General features: G+C 60.5%; 19 protein-coding genes and 2 tRNA genes. 9 read left to right on the top strand and 12 right to left on the bottom strand.

Going from position 1 to position 21,748, the window contains the following annotated elements; translation table 11 throughout:
- Positions 1-12: 12 nt before the first annotated feature.
- The 4 genes from OU694_RS06675 to OU694_RS06690 all read right to left on the bottom strand — a co-directional run bounded on the left by OU694_RS06675 (position 13) and on the right by OU694_RS06690 (position 3,072).
- A tRNA-Arg gene (locus OU694_RS06675) sits at positions 13-89 on the bottom strand.
- A 37-nt stretch (positions 90-126) separates the two neighbouring features.
- Positions 127-414 (bottom strand): ETC complex I subunit, encoded by a 288-nt coding sequence (locus OU694_RS06680; RefSeq protein ID WP_308910199.1) that lies wholly within the window; start codon positions 412-414, stop codon positions 127-129.
- A gap of 92 nt (positions 415-506) precedes the next feature.
- The gene (locus OU694_RS06685) at positions 507-1,241 is read right to left on the bottom strand and encodes a polysaccharide deacetylase family protein (RefSeq protein ID WP_308910200.1); all 735 of its coding nucleotides are present in this window, start codon (positions 1,239-1,241) and stop codon (positions 507-509) included.
- Positions 1,228-3,072: an HAD-IIIC family phosphatase gene (locus tag OU694_RS06690; RefSeq protein ID WP_308910201.1), complete on the bottom strand. Its 1,845-nt coding sequence runs from the start codon at positions 3,070-3,072 to the stop codon at positions 1,228-1,230. Before OU694_RS06690 ends, OU694_RS06685 begins: the two co-directional genes overlap by 14 nt.
- Positions 3,073-3,274: 202 nt before the next feature.
- Here OU694_RS06690 and OU694_RS06695 point away from each other — a divergent pair, with 202 nt between their 5' ends.
- Positions 3,275-4,078, top strand: coding sequence for an SDR family oxidoreductase (locus OU694_RS06695; protein ID WP_308910202.1), 804 nt, complete (start codon positions 3,275-3,277; stop codon positions 4,076-4,078).
- Here the strand turns inward: OU694_RS06695 and OU694_RS06700 are convergent.
- The gene (locus OU694_RS06700; RefSeq protein WP_308910203.1) at positions 4,062-5,612 is read right to left on the bottom strand and encodes a hypothetical protein; all 1,551 of its coding nucleotides are present in this window, start codon (positions 5,610-5,612) and stop codon (positions 4,062-4,064) included. The two genes, OU694_RS06695 and OU694_RS06700, sit on opposite strands and share 17 nt — an antisense overlap.
- Positions 5,613-5,874: 262 nt before the next feature.
- On the opposite strand from OU694_RS06700, the gene OU694_RS06705 reads away from it, so the two are divergent.
- Positions 5,875-6,471: a DUF2726 domain-containing protein gene (locus tag OU694_RS06705; protein WP_308910204.1), complete on the top strand. Its 597-nt coding sequence runs from the start codon at positions 5,875-5,877 to the stop codon at positions 6,469-6,471.
- Between the two features lie 7 nt (positions 6,472-6,478).
- Here the strand turns inward: OU694_RS06705 and uvrB are convergent, their stop codons facing one another.
- On the bottom strand, positions 6,479-8,623 hold the full coding sequence (gene uvrB / locus OU694_RS06710; protein ID WP_308910205.1) for an excinuclease ABC subunit UvrB: 2,145 nt from the start codon (positions 8,621-8,623) through the stop codon (positions 6,479-6,481).
- 294 nt (positions 8,624-8,917) lie between these two features.
- On the opposite strand from uvrB, the gene OU694_RS06715 reads away from it, so the two are divergent.
- The 5 genes from OU694_RS06715 (at position 8,918) to OU694_RS06735 (ending at position 14,251) form a co-directional block, all read left to right on the top strand.
- Positions 8,918-9,640, top strand: a complete 723-nt coding sequence (locus tag OU694_RS06715) for a TorF family putative porin (protein WP_308910206.1) — start codon at positions 8,918-8,920, stop codon at positions 9,638-9,640.
- Between the two features lie 176 nt (positions 9,641-9,816).
- Positions 9,817-11,019, top strand: coding sequence for a pyridoxal phosphate-dependent aminotransferase (locus tag OU694_RS06720; RefSeq protein ID WP_308910207.1), 1,203 nt, complete (start codon positions 9,817-9,819; stop codon positions 11,017-11,019).
- Positions 11,001-11,891: an EamA family transporter gene (locus OU694_RS06725; protein WP_308910208.1), complete on the top strand. Its 891-nt coding sequence runs from the start codon at positions 11,001-11,003 to the stop codon at positions 11,889-11,891. The genes OU694_RS06720 and OU694_RS06725 overlap by 19 nt, the downstream gene beginning before the upstream one ends.
- Positions 11,892-11,990: 99 nt before the next feature.
- On the top strand, positions 11,991-12,476 hold the full coding sequence (locus OU694_RS06730) for a Dps family protein (protein ID WP_308910209.1): 486 nt from the start codon (positions 11,991-11,993) through the stop codon (positions 12,474-12,476).
- A 74-nt stretch (positions 12,477-12,550) separates the two neighbouring features.
- Positions 12,551-14,251, top strand: a complete 1,701-nt coding sequence (locus tag OU694_RS06735) for a GSCFA domain-containing protein (protein WP_308910210.1) — start codon at positions 12,551-12,553, stop codon at positions 14,249-14,251.
- Between the two features lie 43 nt (positions 14,252-14,294).
- Here OU694_RS06735 and OU694_RS06740 read toward each other — a convergent pair.
- From OU694_RS06740 to nhaB, 4 genes are all read right to left on the bottom strand, one after another.
- A tRNA-Pro gene (locus OU694_RS06740) sits at positions 14,295-14,371 on the bottom strand.
- Between the two features lie 55 nt (positions 14,372-14,426).
- Complete coding sequence (locus tag OU694_RS06745) at positions 14,427-14,900, bottom strand: DUF192 domain-containing protein (protein WP_308910211.1); 474 nt, start codon at positions 14,898-14,900, stop codon at positions 14,427-14,429.
- Between the two features lie 23 nt (positions 14,901-14,923).
- Positions 14,924-15,475 (bottom strand): cold-shock protein, encoded by a 552-nt coding sequence (locus tag OU694_RS06750; protein ID WP_289502721.1) that lies wholly within the window; start codon positions 15,473-15,475, stop codon positions 14,924-14,926.
- A gap of 177 nt (positions 15,476-15,652) precedes the next feature.
- A complete protein-coding gene (gene nhaB / locus OU694_RS06755) occupies positions 15,653-17,275 on the bottom strand; it encodes a sodium/proton antiporter NhaB (protein WP_308910212.1) in 1,623 nt (540 codons plus the stop codon).
- Positions 17,276-17,476: 201 nt separating this feature from the next.
- Between nhaB and OU694_RS06760 the strand changes: the two genes are divergently transcribed.
- Both OU694_RS06760 and OU694_RS06765 read left to right on the top strand, forming a co-directional pair.
- Positions 17,477-18,433: an XdhC family protein gene (locus OU694_RS06760; RefSeq protein ID WP_308910213.1), complete on the top strand. Its 957-nt coding sequence runs from the start codon at positions 17,477-17,479 to the stop codon at positions 18,431-18,433.
- Entirely contained in the window at positions 18,423-20,006 is a 1,584-nt protein-coding gene (locus OU694_RS06765) for an NTP transferase domain-containing protein (RefSeq protein ID WP_308910214.1), read from the top strand. The genes OU694_RS06760 and OU694_RS06765 overlap by 11 nt, the downstream gene beginning before the upstream one ends.
- Here OU694_RS06765 and OU694_RS06770 read toward each other — a convergent pair.
- Both OU694_RS06770 and OU694_RS06775 read right to left on the bottom strand, forming a co-directional pair.
- Complete coding sequence (locus tag OU694_RS06770; protein ID WP_308910215.1) at positions 19,990-20,556, bottom strand: regulatory protein RecX; 567 nt, start codon at positions 20,554-20,556, stop codon at positions 19,990-19,992. The genes OU694_RS06765 and OU694_RS06770 overlap by 17 nt on opposite strands.
- Positions 20,546-21,718, bottom strand: a complete 1,173-nt coding sequence (locus OU694_RS06775) for an aminotransferase class V-fold PLP-dependent enzyme (protein ID WP_308910216.1) — start codon at positions 21,716-21,718, stop codon at positions 20,546-20,548. The genes OU694_RS06770 and OU694_RS06775 overlap by 11 nt, the downstream gene beginning before the upstream one ends.
- Positions 21,719-21,748: the final 30 nt, after the last annotated feature.

Raw genomic sequence — 21,748 nt, forward strand, 5'->3', positions numbered from 1 at the left:
ACTGTGCGCATGTGGCGACCCCGGCAGGGCTCGAACCTGCAACCCCCTGCTTAGAAGGCAGGTGCTCTATCCAGTTGAGCTACGGGGCCCCAAAGGCCTTACGCCCGGCACGAAGGCCGGCCCGCTTCAGGCCGTATATTTGAAATTGTCGGCATAGGCCTGGATATTGCGCTTGCGCGAATGATCCGGCGCCACCGTATACTCAAGCCCCATGCGCTTGGCATAGCTTTCGGCTTCCTCGAGCGTGTCGAACTTCAGCCGCACCTGCCCTTTTGTATCTGCCGAGCCCACCCAACCCATCAGCGGGTCAAGCGTCTTGCCCTTCTCAGGTTCAAACTCCAGAAACCAATGCCGCGTGTTGCGGGTGCCGGACTGCATGGCGGTCTTGGACGGACGATAGATGCGTGCACTCATGGCTTTTCGTTCCTGTATCAAGGGTAGGCGAACTGGAGCTACCCATTAACGCATTTTTCCGGCAAGCGAAACACCCAGTTTGCAGCCGAATGTCAGAAGACGAGCGAGGCCAGCGCGTGTTTCACCGGCAGACAGCGCACGCCGCTTCTGGCGACGGCATCGACAACAGCCTTGAACTCGTCCGGGCGGCAGCCGAAGGGGCTCGGGTTTTCTGTCACCTCGTGGGTGTAGAAAATGAGCCAGCCGCCATTTGCAGCCACATCGGCAATCCGGGCTTCAAGGGCCGCTAGGTCAAATCCCTTGCTGTATATCTGGTTGGCGTGAAGGTTGCCGAGATCGGCAAGACCGCGGTTGATACCGCCCGTCACGCCGCGTGCACTGCCGAAACGGGCGCTCGCCAGCCGTTTGGCCGCAACCGACATCTTGCCGAAAGGATAGGCAAAGCTGTAGGGCGCAAGGCCGGTCAGCTCGGTGATCGCTGCCTTGTTCTTCTCGAGGTCAGCCGCAACGGAAGCCGCGCTGTTTGCTTGGCAGTCCATATGACTGAAGGTATGGCAGCCTATCTCGTGTCCCGCATCAAAGGCGTTTTTCACCGTCTCTGCGCTCGCGATCCTGTGGCCTTCCAGTTCGGTGTCCAGCAGCCCGGCGCACAGATAGAAGGTACCGGTCATGTCAGCAGCTTCCAGAATGCGGCCGCCCTGCGCGTAGGCGTCGACATGGAAATCATCGAAGCAGAAGCTGATCACGCCCCGGCCCTTCGGCAGGGTCATGCGGCGACTTGGCGCGTAGCGGGCGACACGGCGTTCGATCTTTTCAAGAAACGACATGATCGATCACCTTCACATTGACAATATCCTGATGGTCGAAAGGCTTGCCTGCCGGACGCTGCAGAATCTTGAAATCCCCGTCCATGTCGACCTCCTCGAAGCCGAGTTTCGAGAAAATCTCCGCAGGCTTGATATTGCGGTCGCTCGGCTTGAAGCGGATCTTCATGTCCGCCCCCTGATTTTCAAGGAAATGCTGAATCACCGCGTGATCCACATACTTGCCCTGGATGCGACAGCTGAACATCAGGTCTTCCAGCAGACCGGCAGGCCGGTCGAAGATCGCAAGCCCCACAATGCCGTAATTGCCGAAGCGGTCGGACGCATGCACCAACATGGCAAGCTTGTTGTCGCTCGCCGCGATTTCGGCAAGCTGCGCCTTTGTATAACGGCAGCCCGAGAAATTCATCTGGTTGGTGCGCTGCGCCAGTTCATGGGCACGCGGCAGCCGGTCCTCCGACAGCGGCTCCATCTCCACCTGCAGGTTGCAGCCGCGCAGGAACGCAAGGAAATCCGCTTCACCGTTGGTGGCCAGGAAGCTGTTGCGGCTCATCTCGTCGCGGTACATCTGGCGGCGGCCGGCGCTTTCGTCGGTCACTTCCACATCGAACGAGGGATGATCCCGCCAGCTTTCAAAATCAAGCGCATCAAAGGTGCGTACGGCCGGATGGATCGCCGCCACCTCCTCGCGCTCGAACGGCTGGTCATCGATGAAGGCGAAAGTATCGATGCCGATATTCAGGCTTTGCCGGATGATATCGATCGACTGGCTTTTCGGACCCCAGTTGATCTGCGGATACAGGAAATACTCCTCGATGCCGAGCTCGCGGAGCTTCGCAAGGCCATCGGCCTCGTTATTCTTGCTGGCGACCGAGTGCAGGATGCCCCGGGCGTCCATCGCCTTGATGAAATCGATCAGCTCGGTGCGCGCCACCAGCTTATCGGCGCCGTCCTCGATCAGCACGCCTTTCCAGAGCGTGTTATCAAGATCCCAGATGATGCATTTCACCTTGTCGGCGGGAGTTTTCTTGGCTTCTTTCTTCGCAGCGGGCTTGGCAGCAGCCGACAGGAACTTCTGCGGGTCGCGCAGTTGCACGAAATCGGCAAACAGGAAGGCGATATCGATATTACCGCCCTCTTGTGCCGGATAAACCGCCACGAAATAGTCGCCCGAAAGGTCGATCAGCGCGGAGATGGACGCAATATCGATGGCGATGCTCGTCAGGCCCGCCTCGATCGTCACATTCTTCTGGAAGACGCCCGTGCGGCCGTCCTTGTTGCGAAACTCTAGGATCAGGCTCGATGGTTTGCCCGAAAGGCTTGCAGCTTGCAGCAAAAAGGCATGCGAGGCCGTCACCGGCACGCCGCCGCTGCGACGGGCGAGCTTCGCCTTGAGGCCGTAGAATTTGCGCGCGGCCCACGTGCGGCCGCCATGCGGCACAGGCAGGCGCCAGATCAGGCCACCAACGGCGGACGAAAGCCCAAGCGCGAGGCGTGTGGCAAGCCCGCCGCGCAGCGCATGGCTGCCAATGGCTTCAAGTTTCGCCCATTTGCCATAGGCGACCCGTGCCATTTTCGCGCCTTCCGGCCCCGAGGCAATCTCGAACCCGCGGCGGAAACGAGCGCATTTGAAATCGCGGCGCGGTGCATAGAACTGGCAGGAAGTGAAACAGGCCGGCATCGTGCATTCGCTGCAATGTTCCGACCATGAAAGAAGCGACCGCCCGACGATATCGGCCGGTTGGACGAGACCTGCGAGCGCATCTGCCCCGAGGCTGTCGGGCCAGGCAGTACGTTTCACATTGCCGGATTCACTTTCAATCAGCATGGCCATCGGTCGTTTCCGTCTTCCGTCTTGCGCCGGGACGGGTGCCCCGATCGCTCGCTAACAGGTAAGTAATATCGGAAGCAACCGCAATAGGCTAGCCGCCGACAGGAAAGTGATTGTTGAAACGCGTCTCTTATCACCTGCCCTGTTGCAACGGCGGCGAATGTATCGTGAAATCATGAATGAATGATGGGAGGGAGAACCAGTCATGTCCGTTACATTCGACTTTACAGGCAAAACCGTTTTCGTGTTCGGCGGCACCAGCGGTATCAACCTCGGTATCGCGGAGGCCTTCGCGGCGCGGGGTGCACTTGTGGGCGTTGCCAGTCGCTCGGAAGACAAGGTGAAGGCAGCGGTCGCGCGGCTTGAAAGCCTTGGCGCGACCGCGGCTGGCTATCCCTTGGACGTGCGCAACGTGGAAGCGGTGCGTGATGCATTGAAGGCTTTCCACGCCACCCACGGCCAGATCGATATCCTGATCTCGGGCGCGGCCGGCAACTTCCCGGCCCCTGCCCTCGGCATGTCGGCCAATGCCTTCAAATCGGTTGTCGATATCGACCTTCTTGGCACCTTCCATGTGATGCAGAGCGCCCAGCCCTATCTCAGGGCTCCCGGCGCCTCCATTATCAATATCTCGGCACCGCAGGCGTGGATTCCGATGATGCTGCAGGCCCACGTGTGCGCTGCCAAATCAGGCGTCGATATGCTGACCCGCACACTGGCCATGGAATGGGGCCCGATGGGCATCCGGGTGAATTCGATCTCGCCCGGCCCGATCGATGGTACCGAAGGTATGAAGCGGCTGGCGCCGACACCGGCCGCTGTGAAAGCCACGGTCGAAAGCGTACCGCTGATGCGCATGGGCGCGGTCAGCGAGATTGCCGATGCCGCCATGTTCCTGTCGTCCCCTGCGGCGGCTTATGTCAGCGGTGTGGTGCTGCCCGTGGATGGCGGCTGGAGCCTGTCGGGCGCGGGCACGCTGTCGATGGCGATGGTCAAGGGGCAGATATAGGCTCGATCCGGTAGATATCGTAGAAACTGCCGTTCAGCACGGGGCGGAAATTCGCCGGGATTTCGGCGTCGCCCCGCGCACGACCACAAAGAATGGCATAGTCAAAACCCGATGCCGCCAGGGCCTTTAGCTTCTCATTCGTGAAGGGCTGGTTGAACCCATGCCGGTAGCGCGGGAACGAAGGCATCGCATCGCCCGCCGCCGCCATTTCCCCTACCGCTTGCAGAGGCTGCTGGCCGGGAATGGTGAAAAGCTGTGCGCCCACAGGGTGGGTGAGCATCAGGAGCGAATCAATCGGCTGACAACGCGGCAACGAGTCGCGGCGGCCATTGACGGGGGCGATGGTTATGGGCTTCACAAGCGCACCGGGCTCGATCACGACTGACGCCTCCGCCAGATACTCGCTGTATGCCGTCTCGCTTTCCTGCAGGAACGCCCCGAGCATCGCGCTTTGCACAACGGCCCCGAACGAGAGGATGGCCACAAATGCACGGGTCCGCACCGCAGCGGTCAGCCCGGCGGTAAGCGCGATCAGCAGCAAAAGCGGCACGCGGATTTCCAGATAGCTCGCCCCGAAAAAATTGGGGGGAATGGTGACAAGCAGCAGGAGCGAAGCAATCACCGGCATCAGCGGCGGCCAATTGCCGGCGAGCTTGCGGTGGCGTACAAAGGCATAAAGGAGTGCCACGAACAAAAGGCCATTCAGCACAAGATCCGCGACGAAGAATCCTGATTCGACCGTTGTCATTGTCACCACAATGCGTTCCTTGAGCTCCCACATCGTGCGCGCCATCAGGCTGCCGGCATCCGGATAGGTGGCGAGCACACGGTCAACCCCCACAGCATAGCTGCCGCCGGCCTCCGCCGTGCGGGTCACGAAGAAGGCCGCCACCGGCACCAGGGCGTGCCCCGCCAGCCAAAGGCCGTCCGTGATCAGGGCACGAACATTCCGGTCCTTGCGCTGCCACCATCCGGCGAAGATCAGTGTGCCCGCCATCAGCCCGTAAAAGACGAAGGCGAGCCCGTGGCAGAGGAACACCATGAAGGCGAGCGGCACCTGAATCAGATAGTGCCGCCGGACCAGCCGCCAGTCATCGTCAAGCGTCAGTCGCAGCAGAAAAAGCGAAAGCGCGAAACCGAGGAGGAAATTGATGAACCCCCAGCCAAGCACGTAATTGTGCGAGAAAAGCGCCGCAACGGGTGCGGCCAGCCGCAAATCGGCCCGCATCAGTTGCATGGCGGCAAGCCCGCCCCAATACATCAGGGATACAAGTGCGAGCACAGATATCTTTGCAGCCATCAGCGGCGGCAGCCATTTGAAGACGGGCCACGCTGCCAGATCGAACCCCAGATTGGGCATCAGGGCCCAAGCCGGCGCGTACCATTCCCTGAACCTTGGCACTTCATCAAAATGCGTCAGGACAAAAAGCCGCGCCGCGTGATTGTAAAGGTCGACAAAGGGGTAAAGCTGCACCAGCAAGAATGGCGCAAGCGCGACGGCAAAGAACAGGATGGCCCACCACCTGGACGTCACGAATTCCCCCTGATGCATCCGGTGCGATCAGCCCCCTGATCGATCATCCGGTTCGTACTCACCCTGACGATACTGCCCGCCAGCGCAATGCGCAACCTGCAGCGTTAAAGCCCAAGTGCATGAGACCGCTCGGCAATCTTTAATATATACAATTTTTACGACATGATAACACTTGATTCACGAATCATGCGATAAATATACAACCATTCACTGTATCCATCACGCGTTTACGGCGGTTGTTATGCCGGAAGGAGAGATCTGAATGGATGTCATGATCTGGGAACTGATAGGCCTTGGCCTGATCCTTGTCGCCATCCTTGGCCTGAATGGCAAGGCCCTGCCCGGCCGCAAGGGCAACCGGCCGAAACTTGTCTACAGCCGCGAGCGCCAGACCGAACGCCGCGATCCGGCGATGGATCAGTTGCAGAAGGTGATGCAAGCGAACTTTACCCGGCGGCGTATCATGAACGGCAGCGAATACGGCCTCTTCCGCATTGTGGAAAAGGAACTGCCGCAGATCAACGGCGGCTACCGCGTGTTCGCGCAAACCTGCCTCGGCGAAATCATCGGGTCGACCGACCGCGAAGCCCACGCCTGCATCAATGCCAAGCGAGTGGATATCCTGATTATCGGCAACACCGGCGAGCCGCTCGCCGCCATCGAATATCAGGGCAGCGGCCATTATCAGGGCAATGCCGCCGTGCGCGACGCGGTGAAGAAGGAAGTCCTGCGCCGCGCGGGGGTGCGCTATCTCGAGATTTTCGATGGCTATACGGATGACACCGTTCGGCAGATGCTGCGCGATGCCCTGCGCCCCATGACGCCGCGCACCGCCGCAGCAGCCTCACCTGCCGCCTGAGGCCACCCTACCCCAACTTCCGTTGCGGTTTACCCTTGCGTGTCCGCGTGCCCGGTTTGCCGCCCATGGCGCGGCCTTGCGGGCGGAGGGACTTGTCGGCGATGCCAAGCTCGCCGGCCTCGAGCCGCTTGATCTCGTCACGGATACGGGCAGCTTCCTCGAATTCCAGATCCTCGGCAGCCTTGCGCATCTTCTCCATAAGGTCCGCAAGGTGCGCCTTGAGGTTCGAGCCCACCAGATGCTTCGCATCCTCGCCGATATCGACGGTCACATAATCGGATTCCGCTACATGATCGAGGATGTCGCCGACATTCTTCTTCACCGTTTGCGGGGTAATGCCATGCTCTTCATTAAAGGCCTGCTGCTTGGCGCGGCGGCGATTGGTCTCGCCGATCGCGCGCTCCATCGACCCCGTGATCTTGTCCGCATACAGGATGACCCGGCCCTCGGCGTTTCGAGCTGCGCGGCCGATGGTCTGCACCAGCGAGCGTTCCGACCGGAGGAAACCTTCCTTGTCGGCGTCCAGAATGGCCACAAGCCCGCATTCGGGGATATCAAGCCCCTCGCGCAGCAGGTTGATGCCGATCAGCACATCGAACACGCCAAGGCGCAGGTCACGAATGATTTCGATCCGCTCCAGCGTTTCGATATCCGAATGCATGTAGCGCACCTTGATGCCATTCTCGTGCAGATATTCGGTCAGGTCTTCCGCCATGCGCTTGGTGAGCGTGGTAACAAGCACCCGCAGGCCTTTCTCGGCCATGCGGCGGGATTCGTGCATCAGGTCGTCGACCTGCGTGTCCACCGGGCGGATTTCGATTTCGGGATCGATGAGGCCGGTAGGGCGGATCACCTGTTCGGCGAACACGCCGCCGGTACGTTCCATCTCCCAGTCGCCAGGCGTTGCTGAAACGAACACGCTGTCGGGGCGCATCGCGTCCCATTCCTCGAACTTTAGGGGACGGTTGTCCGCACAGCTCGGCAGGCGGAAGCCATATTCGGCAAGGATCGACTTGCGGGCCGCATCCCCCCGGCTCATCCCGCCGATCTGACTGACGCTCACATGGCTTTCATCCACGAAAAGAATGGCGTTTTCGGGCAGATATTCAAAAAGCGTCGGCGGCGGTTCGCCCGGATTGCGGCCGGTGAGGTAGCGTGAATAGTTCTCGATCCCCGCGCAAGAGCCGGTTGCCTCCATCATTTCGAGATCGAAACGGGTGCGCTGCTCCAGCCGCTGGGCTTCAAGGATACGCCCCATCTTTTCATATTCTGCCAGCCGCTGGGTCAGTTCATGCCGGATGCCTTTCACCGCCTGATCGAGCGTCGGGCGCGGCGTCACATAGTGGCTGTTGGCATAAACCTTCACCTGCTCCAGGCCTTTGATCTTTTCGCCGGTCAGCGGGTCGAACTCGACAATTTCCTCAATCTCGTCGCCGAACATCATCAGCCGCCATGCGCGGTCCTCATAATGGCTCGGGAAAATGTCGATCACGTCACCTCGGATACGGAAGGTGCCCCGGTGGAAAGCAGCATCGTTACGCTGATACTGCAAGGCCACCAGCCGCCGGGCCAGTTCGCGCGTGTCGATCTCGTCCCCTGCCTTCAGGGCGAAGGTCATGGCCGTGTAGGTTTCAACCGACCCGATACCATAGATGCAGGAAACAGACGCCACGATGATCACGTCGTCACGCTCCAGCACGGCACGCGTCGCGGAGTGGCGCATCCGGTCGATCTGTTCGTTGATCGAGGCTTCCTTCTCCACAAACGTGTCGGTGCGCGGCACATAGGCCTCGGGCTGATAATAATCGTAATAGGAAACGAAATATTCGACCGCGTTTTCGGGGAAGAAGCTTTTAAACTCCCCGTAAAGCTGCGCCGCCAGCGTCTTGTTCGGCGCCAGGATCAGCGCCGGGCGCTGGGTTTCCTCGATGATCTTGGCCATCGTGAAAGTCTTGCCCGAGCCGGTGACCCCAAGGAGAACCTGATCGCGCTCGTGCCCCTTCAGTCCTTTGACGAGCTCCGCAATCGCCGTTGGCTGGTCACCCGCCGGTGTGAAATCGCTCGCCAGCTTGAAGGCGATACCGCCTTCCGATTTTTCAGGGCGGTCCGGCCGGTGCGGCACGAAGGGAATATTGGCGTCATTCGGGATCATTCTTATGCCTCGCTGTGTTTGGCCCGAAGGTGCCCCTTTCGGGCCGCCGCATCAAGCCCCGCACGCGAACAGAAAACCGTGAACACCACTACCTGCGACGTGATTATATTTTAATCAATGATTATAATATGTGCATATTTTGTCTCGCGCCGCAACATACGGCCACAACGAAAATCATAAATATTCATTACTTTACAATGCGTTAAAGAACATCAGGCCGATTGGCACAGGCTTTGCTGATATGGTGTCACAAAAATGAAAATTGCCAAGACCCGATATCCACGGAGGAATACTATGCCCACTTTGAAATTGCGCCGTTCCCTTGTTCCCCTTGTTCTGATTGCCTCGGCCACTGCTGTGGCCCCGAGCGCCGCCATGGCAGACGAAGAGCCCTACTTCTCGCTGTCCGCCAACGTAGCCCTGATGAGCGAGTATCGCTTCCGCGGGCTCTCGCTCTCGGAAAAAGACCCTGCCATCCAGGGCGGCTTCGACATTTCAACAAAGGACGGTTTCTACATCGGCGCCTGGGGTTCCTCGATCCAGGGCTATGGCACCGAAACCGGCGGCCTCTCCGAGCTGGAGCTTGATATCTATGGCGGCTATCGCACCGAAATCGGCGCGGGCCTGACCGCAGACGTCGGTCTCCTCGCCTACACCTATCCGGGCTCCGATGGCACCCACTATATCGAGGCCTACGGCTCGATTTCCGGTAATGCTGCCGACCTCGTCGACTGGAAACTCGGCGCTGCCTATGTCTGGGGCGGACAGGCCAACCTTTCCAACCAAGACAATATCTATCTCTATCTTGATGCCGGCGTGCCGATCAAGGACACCCCGATCACCGCAACCGGCCATATCGCGTATGAAGACGGCGCCTTTGGCGACGGCAAGTGGGACTGGAACCTCGGCCTCGCCTACGCGCTGCAGCAATATACGGTCACCGTCCAATATGTGGACACCAATGTGAGCGGTATTGGCGAAGGCGCTGTCGTTGTCGGCCTCAAGGCCGCCTTCTGACACCCGACCAACTTTCTATCGTTTCTGGACCAACTTGGGGGCGCTTCGGCACCCCCATTTTTTTTGGTTTTCTGATAGCTTTTGGCCCTTTCAGCCCTTGAAGCCGGCTGCAGCCCCGCCTATGCTGCGCCGCGTCAGTCCTGACGCCTGAAACCATGCTCTCAAGGAATTTTCCGATGTCCTTCCTGTCCCGCTCGCTCGACCGTATCAAGCCCTCGCCGACCATCGCCGTGACCACCAAGGCGGCTGAACTCAAGGCAGCCGGCAAGGACGTGATTGGCCTCGGCGCAGGCGAGCCAGATTTCGATACACCCGACCATATCAAGGAAGCCGCCATCGCCGCGATCCGCGCGGGCGACACCAAATATACGGCCGTGGATGGAACTCCGGCGCTGAAGAAGGCGATTGTCGAAAAATTCCGCCGCGAAAACGGCCTAACTTATGACGTCAGCCAGATCACGGTGAACGCAGGCGGCAAGCACACCGTCTATAACGCCATGATGGCCACGCTCAATCCGGGTGACGAGGTGGTAATCCCCTGCCCCTACTGGGTAAGCTATCCCGATATCGTGCTCCTCGCACAGGGCGTGCCCGTGTTCGTGCCGACGACGCTTGAGCAGAATTTCAAGATGTCGCCCGAAGCGCTCGAAGCCGCGATCACGCCGAAAACCAAATGGCTGATCTTCAACTCGCCCTCGAATCCGTCGGGTGCGGCTTATTCGGAAGCCGAGATCAAGGCGCTCGGTGAAGTGCTGAAACGCCATCCGCACGTCCATATCTTCTCGGACGATATCTACGAGCACCTCGTTTATGACGACTTCAAGTTCAAGACGATTGCCGCTGTGGTGCCCGAGCTTTACGAGCGCACGCTGACCATGAACGGTGTGGCCAAGGCCTATGCCATGACCGGCTGGCGGATTGGCTATGCGGGCGGGGATGCCAAGCTCGTGAAAGCCATCGCCAAGGTGCAATCGCAATCGACCTCGAACCCCTGCTCGATCTCGATGGCCGCAACGGTTGCCGCCCTCAATGGCCCGACCGACTTTTTCGCCGAGCGTGCCGCGGTATTCAAAGGCCGCCGCGACCTCGTGGTTGACATGCTGAACGCCGCCGATGGCATCACCTGCCCGAAGCCTGAAGGCGCCTTCTATGTCTATCCGTCGATTGCCGGCTGCATCGGCAAAACGACGCCCAAGGGCCAGAAGATCCTGAGTGACAGCGACTTCGTGACCTATATCCTCGAAGACTTCGGCGTTGCCGCCGTTCAGGGCGAAGCCTTCGGCACCTCACCGCACTTCCGGGTGAGCTATGCAACCTCCACCGAGGCGCTGACGAAAGCCTGCACCCGCATCCAGGAGGCTTGCGCCGCGCTCAAATGACCGGCCTGATTGCCAACGATCCCGATACATGGGCCACCCTGCTGATCCTGATCGCAGCGGTGGCCCATGCCACTTATAGCGCCCTTCTGAAAAGCGCCTCCGACAAGGTCGCGGCAGCCGTCGGCATGAATATCGTGGGCGGTGCCGCCTTCGTGCCCGCCGCCTTCCTTGTACCCCCGATGCCGCTGCATGGCTGGCTGTGGATCGCCGCCTCGGTTGCCGTGCATGTCACCTATCAGCGGCTGGCGCTTTACTCCCTGTCGCGCGGCCAGCTTTCGACGGTTTATCCCATCGCGCGCGGCACTGGGCCGCTTGTCATCGGGCTTCTCAGCTTCTTTCTACTGCCTGAGCCCCTGACAATCTGGCAGTTTGGCGGTGTTCTGGTGCTGGTGACCGGCATTTTCGCCATGTCGGGCCTCAATCCTCGCCACCTTTTTCATGCTGGCAAACGCGAGGCCGGTGTGGGCAGCGCCATGCTCACCGGTCTCACCATCGCCTCCTACAGCCTGATCGACGGGCTGGCCGTCAAGGAATTCGGCTTTTCCTATATCGTCTGGGTGAACCTTGTGTTCGCGCCCTTCTTCGTGGCAAGCGCCCTGATCCAGCGCCCCGTGAAGCCATTGATGCAGGCGGTGCGCAGCGAATGGAAGATCGGGCTGCTGACCGGGATCGTTTCCTACGGCGGCTACACAATCACCCTTTATGCCTTCCAGATCGGCGGACTCGGTGAGATTGCAGCGCTTCGGGAAACGAGTATCCTGTTTGCCGCCCTCATCGGTGCCCTTTGGCTGGGCGAACCGATGACCCGGCGCAAGACGGCAGCAACCCTCCTGATTGTATCGGGGGCGCTTGCCATCAAAATGGCAGGCTGACCCTTTAATCGATACAATCGATTACTGATATACCTTTAATCGTCTGTATAAGTCCCCATGTCTGTGGCATAACCGTTTCAACAGCAAGGAGAAATGAACATGAGCCCCAAGACGACCAAAAAATCTGCCACCGCCAAAGCAGCCGCTGCTTCCCCCGCCGTTGCTGATGACCTGAAAGTCATCCTCGCGGAAACCGTTCAGCTTTATATCCTGACCTACAACGTGCACTGGAACGTGACTGGTCCGCTTTTCCAGCCGGTGCACCTGCTGACTGAAACACAATATACCGAACTCGCACTCGCTGTTGACGAAGTGGCCGAACGCATCCGTACACTCGGACAGAAGGCGCCTGCAGGCTTCAAGGCCTACCAGAAGCTGGGCTCGATCGCGGATGGCGACGAAAACGCCTCGGCGGAAGAGATGGTCAAAAGCCTTGTGGATGCCCACGCCCACCTCGCTGCACGCATCCGCCCGGTGATCGGCAAGGCCGCAGAAGTGCATGACGAGGTAACTGCAGGCCTCCTGACGGACCGCCTGCAGGCCCACGAGAAAGCCGGCTGGATGCTCGGCGCTATGCTCGCCTGATGGCATAAACCCTCGCCTGATGGCACATATCATGCTTTGATCGGGACAATTTCAATCACCAGGAAATTGTCCCGATGACTAATCCCTACGAAACGCTGGGCCCGGAAAAATTCTGGCGGTCTGCCGTCGCAGACATCAGGCCCGGCGATGCTTTTCCCGGCATCTGGGCACCCAAATATGCGATCGACAATCAGTCCGGTTTCATTACCGCCGGATCCTGCTTCGCCCAGCATGTCGGAAAGTGGCTTGCCGCTAACGGTTTTCGCTTCAGTCCTTCAAAGATCGCGCCCGAGTTCAACTTTTCCTTTGCACTCGGCAACATCTACACGCCTGCGCTGATGCGCCAATGGCTCGAAGCCGCAACCGGCAACCGTGAACTGGACGGCCAGATTGCCGAACAGGATGGCCGTTTCCATGATCTGCTATGCCCCACCGTCTGCAAGAATGGTTACGCAAGCGAGGCTGAACTTTTGGCAGCCCGACAAGCCGCCATTACGGAAATTGCCGACCAGATAAAAGGGACTGACCTCTTTGTCTTCACGCTGGGCCTTACCGAAGCCTGGCGCCACAGCGACGGCACTGTCTATCCGATGTGCCCCGGCACGCTCGCCGGCACGTTCGACCCCGAGGCCCATCATTTCCACAATTACAGCCACGCAGAAACACTGGAGGAAATGGAGGCCGCATGCAGGCTCGCGCGGGCGCTGAACCCCGGCATCCGATTCCTTCTCACTGTTTCCCCCGTTCCGCTGACGGCAACGGCTTCGAACAGCCATGTCCTCGTTGCCACCACCTATTCGAAATCGATCCTGCGGGCTGTGGCAGGTGAGCTTGCCGCCCACCACGCCTGGATCGACTATTTCCCGTCCTTCGAGCTGATCGCCTCGCCGCCCATCGGCGGCCGCTATTTCGAGCCGAACCAGCGGAACGTCCGTCCCGAAGGTGTCGCCTTCGTGATGTCCCACCTTGAGGCCGGGCTCGGCGTCAAGAGCAAGCCCACAGTTGCAGGCGCTGCCCCGGCCGATGAAGATGCCATCTGCGAGGAACTCCTCCTCGAGAACTGGAACAGCAATCACCGGACAGACACGTCAGCCCGTTTTTGCCTCGTGGGCGATAGCCATATGCCGCTGCTGGCCCGCAGCTTCACAAGAAAGAACCTGCCAACCCTTGGCGGCATGATCATGATGGGCGCCTCATGGGCAGCCGGCAAATTTCGCCCCGATGCCGAAGATTTCTTCGTCCCGCTCGAAAGCCGGGCCACACGCCACCACTGGCTGCAAACCCTCGAGGACCTGACAGCCGCCGAAAAGGCCACTGGTCAAAAGCCGGTCATCGTGACGAACATCGGGCTCAACACCCGAGCAAGTGTCAATCAGCTGATCCAGTGGCTGCAGGCCCGCAACATGCTGCAGAATCTGGACGTCAACAAATGCTTCGACTTTTTCAATGAGGTGAAGGCCCCCCACAAAGCGGCCATCAAGGCCTTTGTGGATGCGGGATATCGGGTCCTGGTTTTCTCCGACCCGCCACTGCAGCGCTTTTACGAAAAAGGTTCGGAGATCGAGCCGTTTGTCGAACTCTATGAAAAGCTGTTTTGCCTCGTTGTCCGCTCGCTCGGCGCCGAGTTCATCCTCGTACGGGAGCGGATGGAGGCGGAAGGCCGGATCAGCGAGACGCTGTGTTCGCAGACGCTGCTCGCTGACGGCGGGCGCGACTGGATGCATGGCAGCGACGAATATTACGACATCATCCGCGACTGGCTTGTCGCCGCCTGACTGAATCGAAAAACCCGGCCACGAAGGCCGGGTTTCTTATACATGGTCGGGGAGACAGGATTCGAACCTGCGACCCTCTGTTCCCAAAACAGATGCGCTACCAGACTGCGCCACTCCCCGATGCCCGCTCCTTCTAGGGAACTGGGGCCTTGCTTGGCAAGCGGAAAGTTCGGGATTATTCGCCGGCCGCCAGAAGTCCGTGCAGGATACGGTCGCCGGGCTTGATGCCAAGCTCCGCCGCACGGCCGCCTGCAAGCTCCAGCACGCCGATCACCCGGCCTTTCGAGGGGCGGGGATCATCGGTCTGAGGCTCGGCATTGGCGATGATGTTGGCCACCCGTCCGTCGGTGCGGATGAACAGCATATCAAGCGGGATAAGCGTATTGCGCATCCAGAACTGGGCGCGCACGGGTTCCTCGAAAATGAACAGCATGCCGTGATCGGGGGCCATATGGGTGCGAAACATCAGCCCCTCGGCGCGGGAGGCATCATCAGTTGCGGTTTCCACCTGAAGTTCGATCCGGGTGCCATCGGCCTTGAGGACGGCGAGCGGCGAGAGCGGGCCTTGCTCTTCCCCCGCCGAAAGCGGCAAGGCGGCCACTGCCAGAAAGCAGAAGCCGGCCAGAAGTGTTTTGAAGATACGCAGCACAGAATACCCCCGGGCGTTAGGGATCACGCGTCCCCGGGCAGTGCGATCTGGGCTACCAGCGGGCCCCGCTCGCCCCGGCCGATCCGCACACGCACGGCCTGTCCGGGCTCAAGATCCGTCAGCCCCGCCCGGCGCAGCGTCTCGATATGGACGAAAATATCAGGTGTGCCCTCGCCGCGCGATACGAAACCGTATCCTTTGGTGCGGTTAAACCATTTGACACTGACGTCTTCATATTCACGCGCGACTTCCACCTCCATCCCCGGATGGGAGAAAGACGAGCGACCCAGATCTTCGGGCGAAACGGCAGTTGAAAGGTCGAGCGAGCTGACACGAACCGCCTGCCGCCCCTTGTCGCGGGCGACGGCTTCGCAAATCACGGTTGTCCCTTCAGGAACAGAACGGCGTCCAATTTCACGCAGTACGGAGAAATGGAGGAGAATGTCGCCATTGCCATCATCGGGGACCATGAATCCGTAGCCCTTCACGGCATCGAACCATTTTACGCGCCCGGTGACTTGTTGCGCATTCTCGACGGGCCGGTCCTCCAAACGCGCCTGATCACGGCCACTCATATCTACCCCCCTTAAATAGTCACGGACGGATATGCCTGACCGCCCAAAAATTAACCATTCATTAACTATATACCAAACATTGGCTCAAAATAAAACCGCCCGCAACTGTTTTCGTTGCGGGCGGTTTGTCGTTTCGTGGCCAGCCTGTTGCTTCAACACAACGGACCGGGACTTGTTTTAGTGGCCGGTTTTGTCCGGAACACCATGTGTACCGGCAGTGTCGCCTACATCTGCAGCTTCGCCAACGAGTTCATGATGATGCTTGATCAGCTTGGCTTCATACAAGTGCTCGGTCATCGGGATCAGCAGGTGCGCAACGGCAAGGTAGCCCACGATCGACATCGTGATCGTGTAGGGCAGCGCCATTACCACCATGCGCATGTAGCTGAGCCGGATGAGGGGCGCGAGCGCGCTCGTCAGCAGGAACAGGAATGCGGCCTGGCCATTCGGGGTTGCAACCGACGGAATGTTGGTGCCGGTGTTGATCGCCACAGCCATCATGTCGAAGGTGTCGCGGTCGATCACATGGGTCGACAGCGCCTTGGCGGCTTCGGTGATGTACACGGTTGCCACGAACACGTTGTCCGAGATCGCGGAAAGCACACCGTTCGCCACGTAGAAGGCCGTGATCTGGCCGTGACCATCAAGGCTCAGCACGAAATCGGTGACCGGACGGAACAGGTCCAGATTGCCGATCACCGCTACCACCGCGAAGAAAACAACGAGCAGCGAGGTGAAGGGTAACGCTTCCTGGAAGGCATGGCCGATCTGGTGTTCTTCGGTCACACCCGTCAGGGCCGAGGCGAGAACGATGATGCTGAGGCCAATGAGGCCGACTGCCGCCAGGTGGAACAGGAGCGCCACGATGAGCCACAGGGCAACGAAGCCCTGGATCGCGAGCGAGATCTTGTCCTTCTTGCTACGACGGCCGCTTTCGTAGGCGTCATAATCCTGCAGGATGGTGAGGACCTTCGGCGGGATTTTGCCGCCATAGCCGAACCAGCCGGTGAGCTCGAGGAGTACGCAGGTGGCAAGACCGGTGAAGAGAACCGGGATAGTGACCGGCGACATGCGGAGGAAGAATTCCGCAAAACCCCAGTTGGCGCGACTGCCTATCATCAGGTTCTGCGGCTCGCCGACGATGGTGCAAACCCCGCCAAGGGCAGTACCAACAGCGGCATGCATCATCAGGCTGCGCAGGAACGCACGGAAGCCTTCAAGGTCTTCCTGACCGAGCGGTTCGATCGTCGTGTCGTCACCATGGTCATGGTCGTGGTGGTAATCCTTGCCCGAGGCTACCTTGTGGTAGATCGAGTAGAAACCGACCGAAATCGCGATAACGACGGCGATAACCGTGAGCGCGTCAAGGAAGGCCGACAGGAAGGCACCGGCAAAACAGAACAGGAGGCCCAGAAGGACCTTGTTCTTCACCCGCACCAACAGCTTCGTGAAGACGAAAAGCAGCATGTCCTTCAGGAAGTGAATGCCCGCCACCATGAAGACGAGGAGCAGGATCACTTCAAGGCCGTGCTGGACCTCGAAATAGACCTGATCGGGCGACGCCATGCCGATGGCGATGGCCTCGATTGCCAAGAGGCCGCCGGGCTGCAGCGGATAGCATTTCAGCGCCATCGCGAGGCAGAAGATGAATTCGAGAACGAGCACCCATCCGGCGATCCAAGGATCCACAGCGAAATAGATGATCGGGTTAATTACAAGAAATGCCAGAATGGTCAGCTTGTACCATTCGGCGGAATGCCCGAGGAAAAGTCTCCCCGTCGGGTTCGCAAAAAGCGACATTGTCCACCCCTAAACTTTATTGGAAGTCCTCAATCCGGTCGCAGCTTTTCCCTGGCCAGCTCCCGGCGTGCGATTCGCTTGTACAAACCCCCCATTGCCAAATCAAGGATTACCGGTAGCGATACCGCCCTTCGGCTTAAGGCTTGCCAGCCGCACGGGCACAGCGCTACGCTCCGGCGAAATGAGGATGGGCACCTGTATATGGATCATGAACTTCAGACGCTGATCAGCTGGCACCTTGCCGGGCAGAAGGTTGCCCTTGCTATCGTGGCGGAAACCTGGGGCTCGGCCCCGCGCCCGGCCGGCAGCCTGATGGTGATCCGTAAGGATCAGGCCTTCGAGGGCTCAGTATCCGGCGGCTGTGTTGAAGGTGCGGTTATCGCCGAGGCAACCGAACTGATGCATTTCGGCGGCGCCAAGCGGCTGAATTTCAGCGTGGCGGATTCGGAAGCCTGGGGCGCCGGGCTTGCCTGCGGCGGCCAGATTCGCATCCTTCTTCTGGCGGTTGACCACGCGCTTTCCGAAATCCTGGGCGATACCCTGAAAAAGCTGCAGGCCGGCAAGGATACGCTTCTGGAAATCGACATGAAGCGCGGCACAATCAGCATTCCGCGCCATGTGGGCGACGAGATCAGCGGCAGCGATACGCCGATTATCGAAGGCGACACGCTTTTCCTGCCGGTCAAATCGAAGCCGAAGCTTGTGGTGATCGGTGCCGTGCACATCGCCCAGCATCTGGTGCAGTTTGCCAACGAATCCGGATTCGCCGTCACGGTTGTTGATCCGCGCGGCGCCTTCACCGACAGCCGTGTGTTCGGCAAGGCGGAAATCGTGCGCGACTGGCCGGACGATTACCTGAACTCTCACGAGCCCGACGGCCGCACCGCCGTTGTCACCCTCACCCACGATCCGAAGCTTGATGACGCCGCCCTCAAGGTCGCGCTCAGGAGCGACGCCTTCTATATCGGCGCCCTTGGCAGCCGGAAGACCCACGGCGCGCGGATCGAGCGGCTGAAGCAATATTCCTTCGATACGGCGACCCTCACCCGCATCCAGGGGCCCGCGGGCCTGAAGATTGGCGCGGTGACACCGGCCGAGATCGCCCTTTCCATCATGGCGGAAATCATCTGCATCATGAGAACGGGCAATGGAATTTGAAGACCGCGCCCCGGCGGATGCCGTCGGCTGGCAGCTCGCCCACTCCCTGACCTTTCCCGGCGGCAAACTGCCCAAGGGCCATTTGCTGACGAACGCCGATACCATCCGCATGGGTGACGCCGCCCGCATTCCCGTCGGCGTTTTCCGGCTGGCGCCCGATGATTGCGGCGAAGATGCCGCGGCGGCAAGGATCGCATCGGTACTTGCCGGCCCCTGCTTGCGCGCAGCGGCGCCTGTGCATGGACGGGTTGATCTGTTTGCGGTGTCTGACGGCCTGCTGCAACTTCCCCCTGAACAGCCGGGCGGCCTTGGCGGCTATCCCGCGGCCCTCGCCACTCGGCCGCAGGCTGCGCCGGTTCGCAAAGGCGACAAGGTGGCAAGCCTCAAGGTCATACCGTTCGGCCTGCCTGCCGACGAAGTGGACACGCTGACCACAGCAACCGCGCCCCTGAAGGTGGTCCCGTTTCAGCCCTTCCGCGCTGCACTCCTGAATGCCGAGGCACCGGGCGGTGAAAAGCTCCTCAAGGTTACGGAAGCCCGTCTTGCCGCTGTTGCCGGCACGCTCGCCTCCCACGCGGAATGCCGGTTCGACAAGGTGTCGCTGGCTGATGCACTGGCGGCAATCAAAGCATCGTCACCAGACGTGATCCTGATCGCCGGCAAGGCTGCCATAACCGACGCGCGGGACATCGTGCCGGCTGCGCTGATGGCTGCTGGCGGCGAAATCCTGCAGCTCGGCCTCGCGGTCGATCCCGGCAACCTCCTGATGCTTGGCCACCTTGGCGACAGTCTTGTGATCGGCATGCCCGGCTGTGCCCGCAGCCCGGCACGCAACGGGCTTGATCTGGTGCTGGAGCGCTTCGCCGCCCACTTGACGCTCGATACCACTGCCCTCGCCAGCCTTGGCGCTGGCGGCCTTCTGGAGCCCGGCCGCGGGCGTATCGAGGTTGCCGGGACCGACATGGCGCCGCGTATCGCAGCCATCATCCTCGCCGCCGGATCCGCTCGCCGCGCGGGGGGAACCAACAAGCTGACAAGCCGCCTGAACGGCGAGCCCGTCCTCGCTTGCAGCATCAGGAAAATTGCAGAAGTCATTAAAAATAAAGACCATATCATTGTTGTGACTGGCAACGAATCAGCCGCCAGCGGGTCAATCGCTGCTGCCGAAGGCGTGGCGGTACTGCATAACCCGGCCCACGCGGAAGGCATGAGCACCAGCCTGAAGGCCGGGCTTGCTGCCCTGCCCGCCTGCGACCATTTCCTTGTGGCGCTCGGCGACATGCCGTTCGTGCGCGGCGATACGATCGCCGCCCTGACCAGCGCCGCTGCGGAAGACCCGACTGCCGAGATTATCGTGCCCGTGTTCGCAGGACGGCGCGGCCATCCCGTGCTGTGGCGGGCCGACCTGAAGGCGGACCTGATGCAGGTTGAAGGCGACAGGGGTGGCAAGGCGGTAATGGCGGCACACGAAGCCGGTGTGCTGGAAGTGCCGGTCGATGACCCCGGCATCCTCATTGACCTCGACACGCCGGAGCTTCTGGCCCTGTTCGGCGCGGTTACAGAAGCTCCCTGAGCGCTTCTTCCTCCATATCAAGGATTTCCACGGCAAGGCTGTAGGAAAAGCCCGCCCGCATCATGGCACCCAATTCCTTGCGGCGGCGATCATCGCTTTGATCCTTGCCGGTCCCGAAGGCACCGAACCGGCGACGGCGCGCAAGGGCGGCGGCGGCACGACGGTCCAGCCCTGCGTTCTCGTCCGTATCGATCCTTTCAAGCGCTTCGGCCACCCCTTCCTCACCGATCCCCCGGTGGCGCAGGTCGGCGGCAATTGCCCGTCCGGGCTTGCCTTTCCTGAGGAGCGTGGCAGCACGGGCCCGCGCATAGGCAGCGTCGTCCACATAGCCCAGCTCCACGCAGCGGTCGGCCACCGCCTCAACCCAGCCTGCCTCCTCGGCGCTTGGCGGTGCATCGTCCTCGTGTCGGCGGCGCACCTTGCGGATCAACACCTCCACCAGCCGGGCGCGCGTGGCGGCATAGCGACCAAGATAATGCAACGCCGCCCGTTCCAGCCATTCCTTGCTGACCGGGCGGGCACGGCGTGCTTTGCCGGGCTCAGAGCGCACTGATCCGCTCCACAAATCGGTCGATATCTTCTTCCGACAGATAATAGTGCGGCGAGGCCCTGAGCGTGGTTTCAATCCCCCGCGCCTCAAGATCAAGCCGTGTGTGCGCCACGGACGCCACATTCACGGCGATACCTTCCGCTTCCAGCAGCGCCTTGACCGCAGCCGGGTCATGCCCCTCCTTGCGGAAGGTCACGATGGCACCATAGGCGCCCGGCGGACAGGTCATCACCACACCGGGGATCCCCGCAAGGCCCGATCGCAACCGGTCAGCAAGGCCAAGGGTACGGGCCATCAGGGCAGCAGGATCATGGCTCCTGAAATAACCGAGCGCGGCGCCGAAGCCGAGAATGGCGACCATGTTACGCTCCCACGCCTCGAACACGCGGGCGTCGTCCCTGAGCGTGAACCGGTCAGCCGCAACCCAGGCGCTGTTGTTGGTGACAAATGCAAGCTCCAGCCTGCGCCGGGTTTCTGGCCGCACATACAGGAACCCGACACCGCGCGGGCCACGCAGGAACTTGCGCGCCGTGCCGACAAGCATGTCGCAGCCGATCTCGTCCACATTCACCGGCACATGGCCAGCGGATTGGGCCGCATCCAGCAGGAAAGGAACACCATTTGCCCGCGCCACCTTGCCAACGGCAGCCACCGGGTTCACCTGCCCGCTTGACGAGGGCACATGTACAAGACTGATCAGCTTCGTGCGCGCATCGACGAGGCTTTCGAGTGCGGCGACATCCAGTTCGCCGTTCGCGCCCGGCGGCGCCACCCGGATCTCGATCCCGCGCCGCTCCACCTGATGCAAATAGGCAACATAGTTCGCACAATATTCATTGTAGCCAGTGACGAGATTGTCGCCGGGCGCAAAGGGAATGCTGTAAAAAAGCCGAGTCCAGGCATCGACCGTGCCGCTGGTCAATGCATAGTCCGCAGCCCTGCCGCCAAAGAGTGCAGCGAGCGATGCATAAACCCCTTCCATCTCGGCCGTCGTGCGCTCCTGGCCTACGTAACCGCCAACCTCTGCCTCGAGTTTCAGCTGTTTTTCCATACGTTCGATCACCGGCACAGGCATCAGGGCGGAACCGGCATTGTCCATATGCAAACGCAGCGATGCCGCTGGCGTGTGACTGCGAAATTCGTTCAGGCTATGTTCAGGCATGTCAAATGTCTTCCGCTGTCATCTTTTGGC

This window comes from Pseudokordiimonas caeni, assembly GCF_026719705.1.
GTDB lineage: Bacteria > Pseudomonadota > Alphaproteobacteria > Sphingomonadales > Kordiimonadaceae > Gimibacter > Gimibacter caeni.

Excerpts from the sequence above, each read along its gene's own strand:
- OU694_RS06680 (WP_308910199.1), bottom strand. The coding sequence starts at position 414 with ATGAGTGCACGCATCTATCGTCCGTCCAAGACCGCCATGCAGTCCGGC.
- OU694_RS06685 (WP_308910200.1), bottom strand. The coding sequence starts at position 1,241 with ATGTCGTTTCTTGAAAAGATCGAACGCCGTGTCGCCCGCTACGCGCCA.
- OU694_RS06690 (WP_308910201.1), bottom strand. The coding sequence starts at position 3,072 with ATGGCCATGCTGATTGAAAGTGAATCCGGCAATGTGAAACGTACTGCC.
- OU694_RS06695 (WP_308910202.1), top strand. The coding sequence starts at position 3,275 with ATGTCCGTTACATTCGACTTTACAGGCAAAACCGTTTTCGTGTTCGGC.
- OU694_RS06705 (WP_308910204.1), top strand. The coding sequence starts at position 5,875 with ATGGATGTCATGATCTGGGAACTGATAGGCCTTGGCCTGATCCTTGTC.
- uvrB (WP_308910205.1), bottom strand. The coding sequence starts at position 8,623 with ATGATCCCGAATGACGCCAATATTCCCTTCGTGCCGCACCGGCCGGAC.
- OU694_RS06715 (WP_308910206.1), top strand. The coding sequence starts at position 8,918 with ATGCCCACTTTGAAATTGCGCCGTTCCCTTGTTCCCCTTGTTCTGATT.
- OU694_RS06720 (WP_308910207.1), top strand. The coding sequence starts at position 9,817 with ATGTCCTTCCTGTCCCGCTCGCTCGACCGTATCAAGCCCTCGCCGACC.
- OU694_RS06730 (WP_308910209.1), top strand. The coding sequence starts at position 11,991 with ATGAGCCCCAAGACGACCAAAAAATCTGCCACCGCCAAAGCAGCCGCT.
- OU694_RS06735 (WP_308910210.1), top strand. The coding sequence starts at position 12,551 with ATGACTAATCCCTACGAAACGCTGGGCCCGGAAAAATTCTGGCGGTCT.
- OU694_RS06750 (WP_289502721.1), bottom strand. The coding sequence starts at position 15,475 with ATGAGTGGCCGTGATCAGGCGCGTTTGGAGGACCGGCCCGTCGAGAAT.
- nhaB (WP_308910212.1), bottom strand. The coding sequence starts at position 17,275 with ATGTCGCTTTTTGCGAACCCGACGGGGAGACTTTTCCTCGGGCATTCC.
- OU694_RS06760 (WP_308910213.1), top strand. The coding sequence starts at position 17,477 with ATGGATCATGAACTTCAGACGCTGATCAGCTGGCACCTTGCCGGGCAG.
- OU694_RS06765 (WP_308910214.1), top strand. The coding sequence starts at position 18,423 with ATGGAATTTGAAGACCGCGCCCCGGCGGATGCCGTCGGCTGGCAGCTC.
- OU694_RS06775 (WP_308910216.1), bottom strand. The coding sequence starts at position 21,718 with ATGCCTGAACATAGCCTGAACGAATTTCGCAGTCACACGCCAGCGGCA.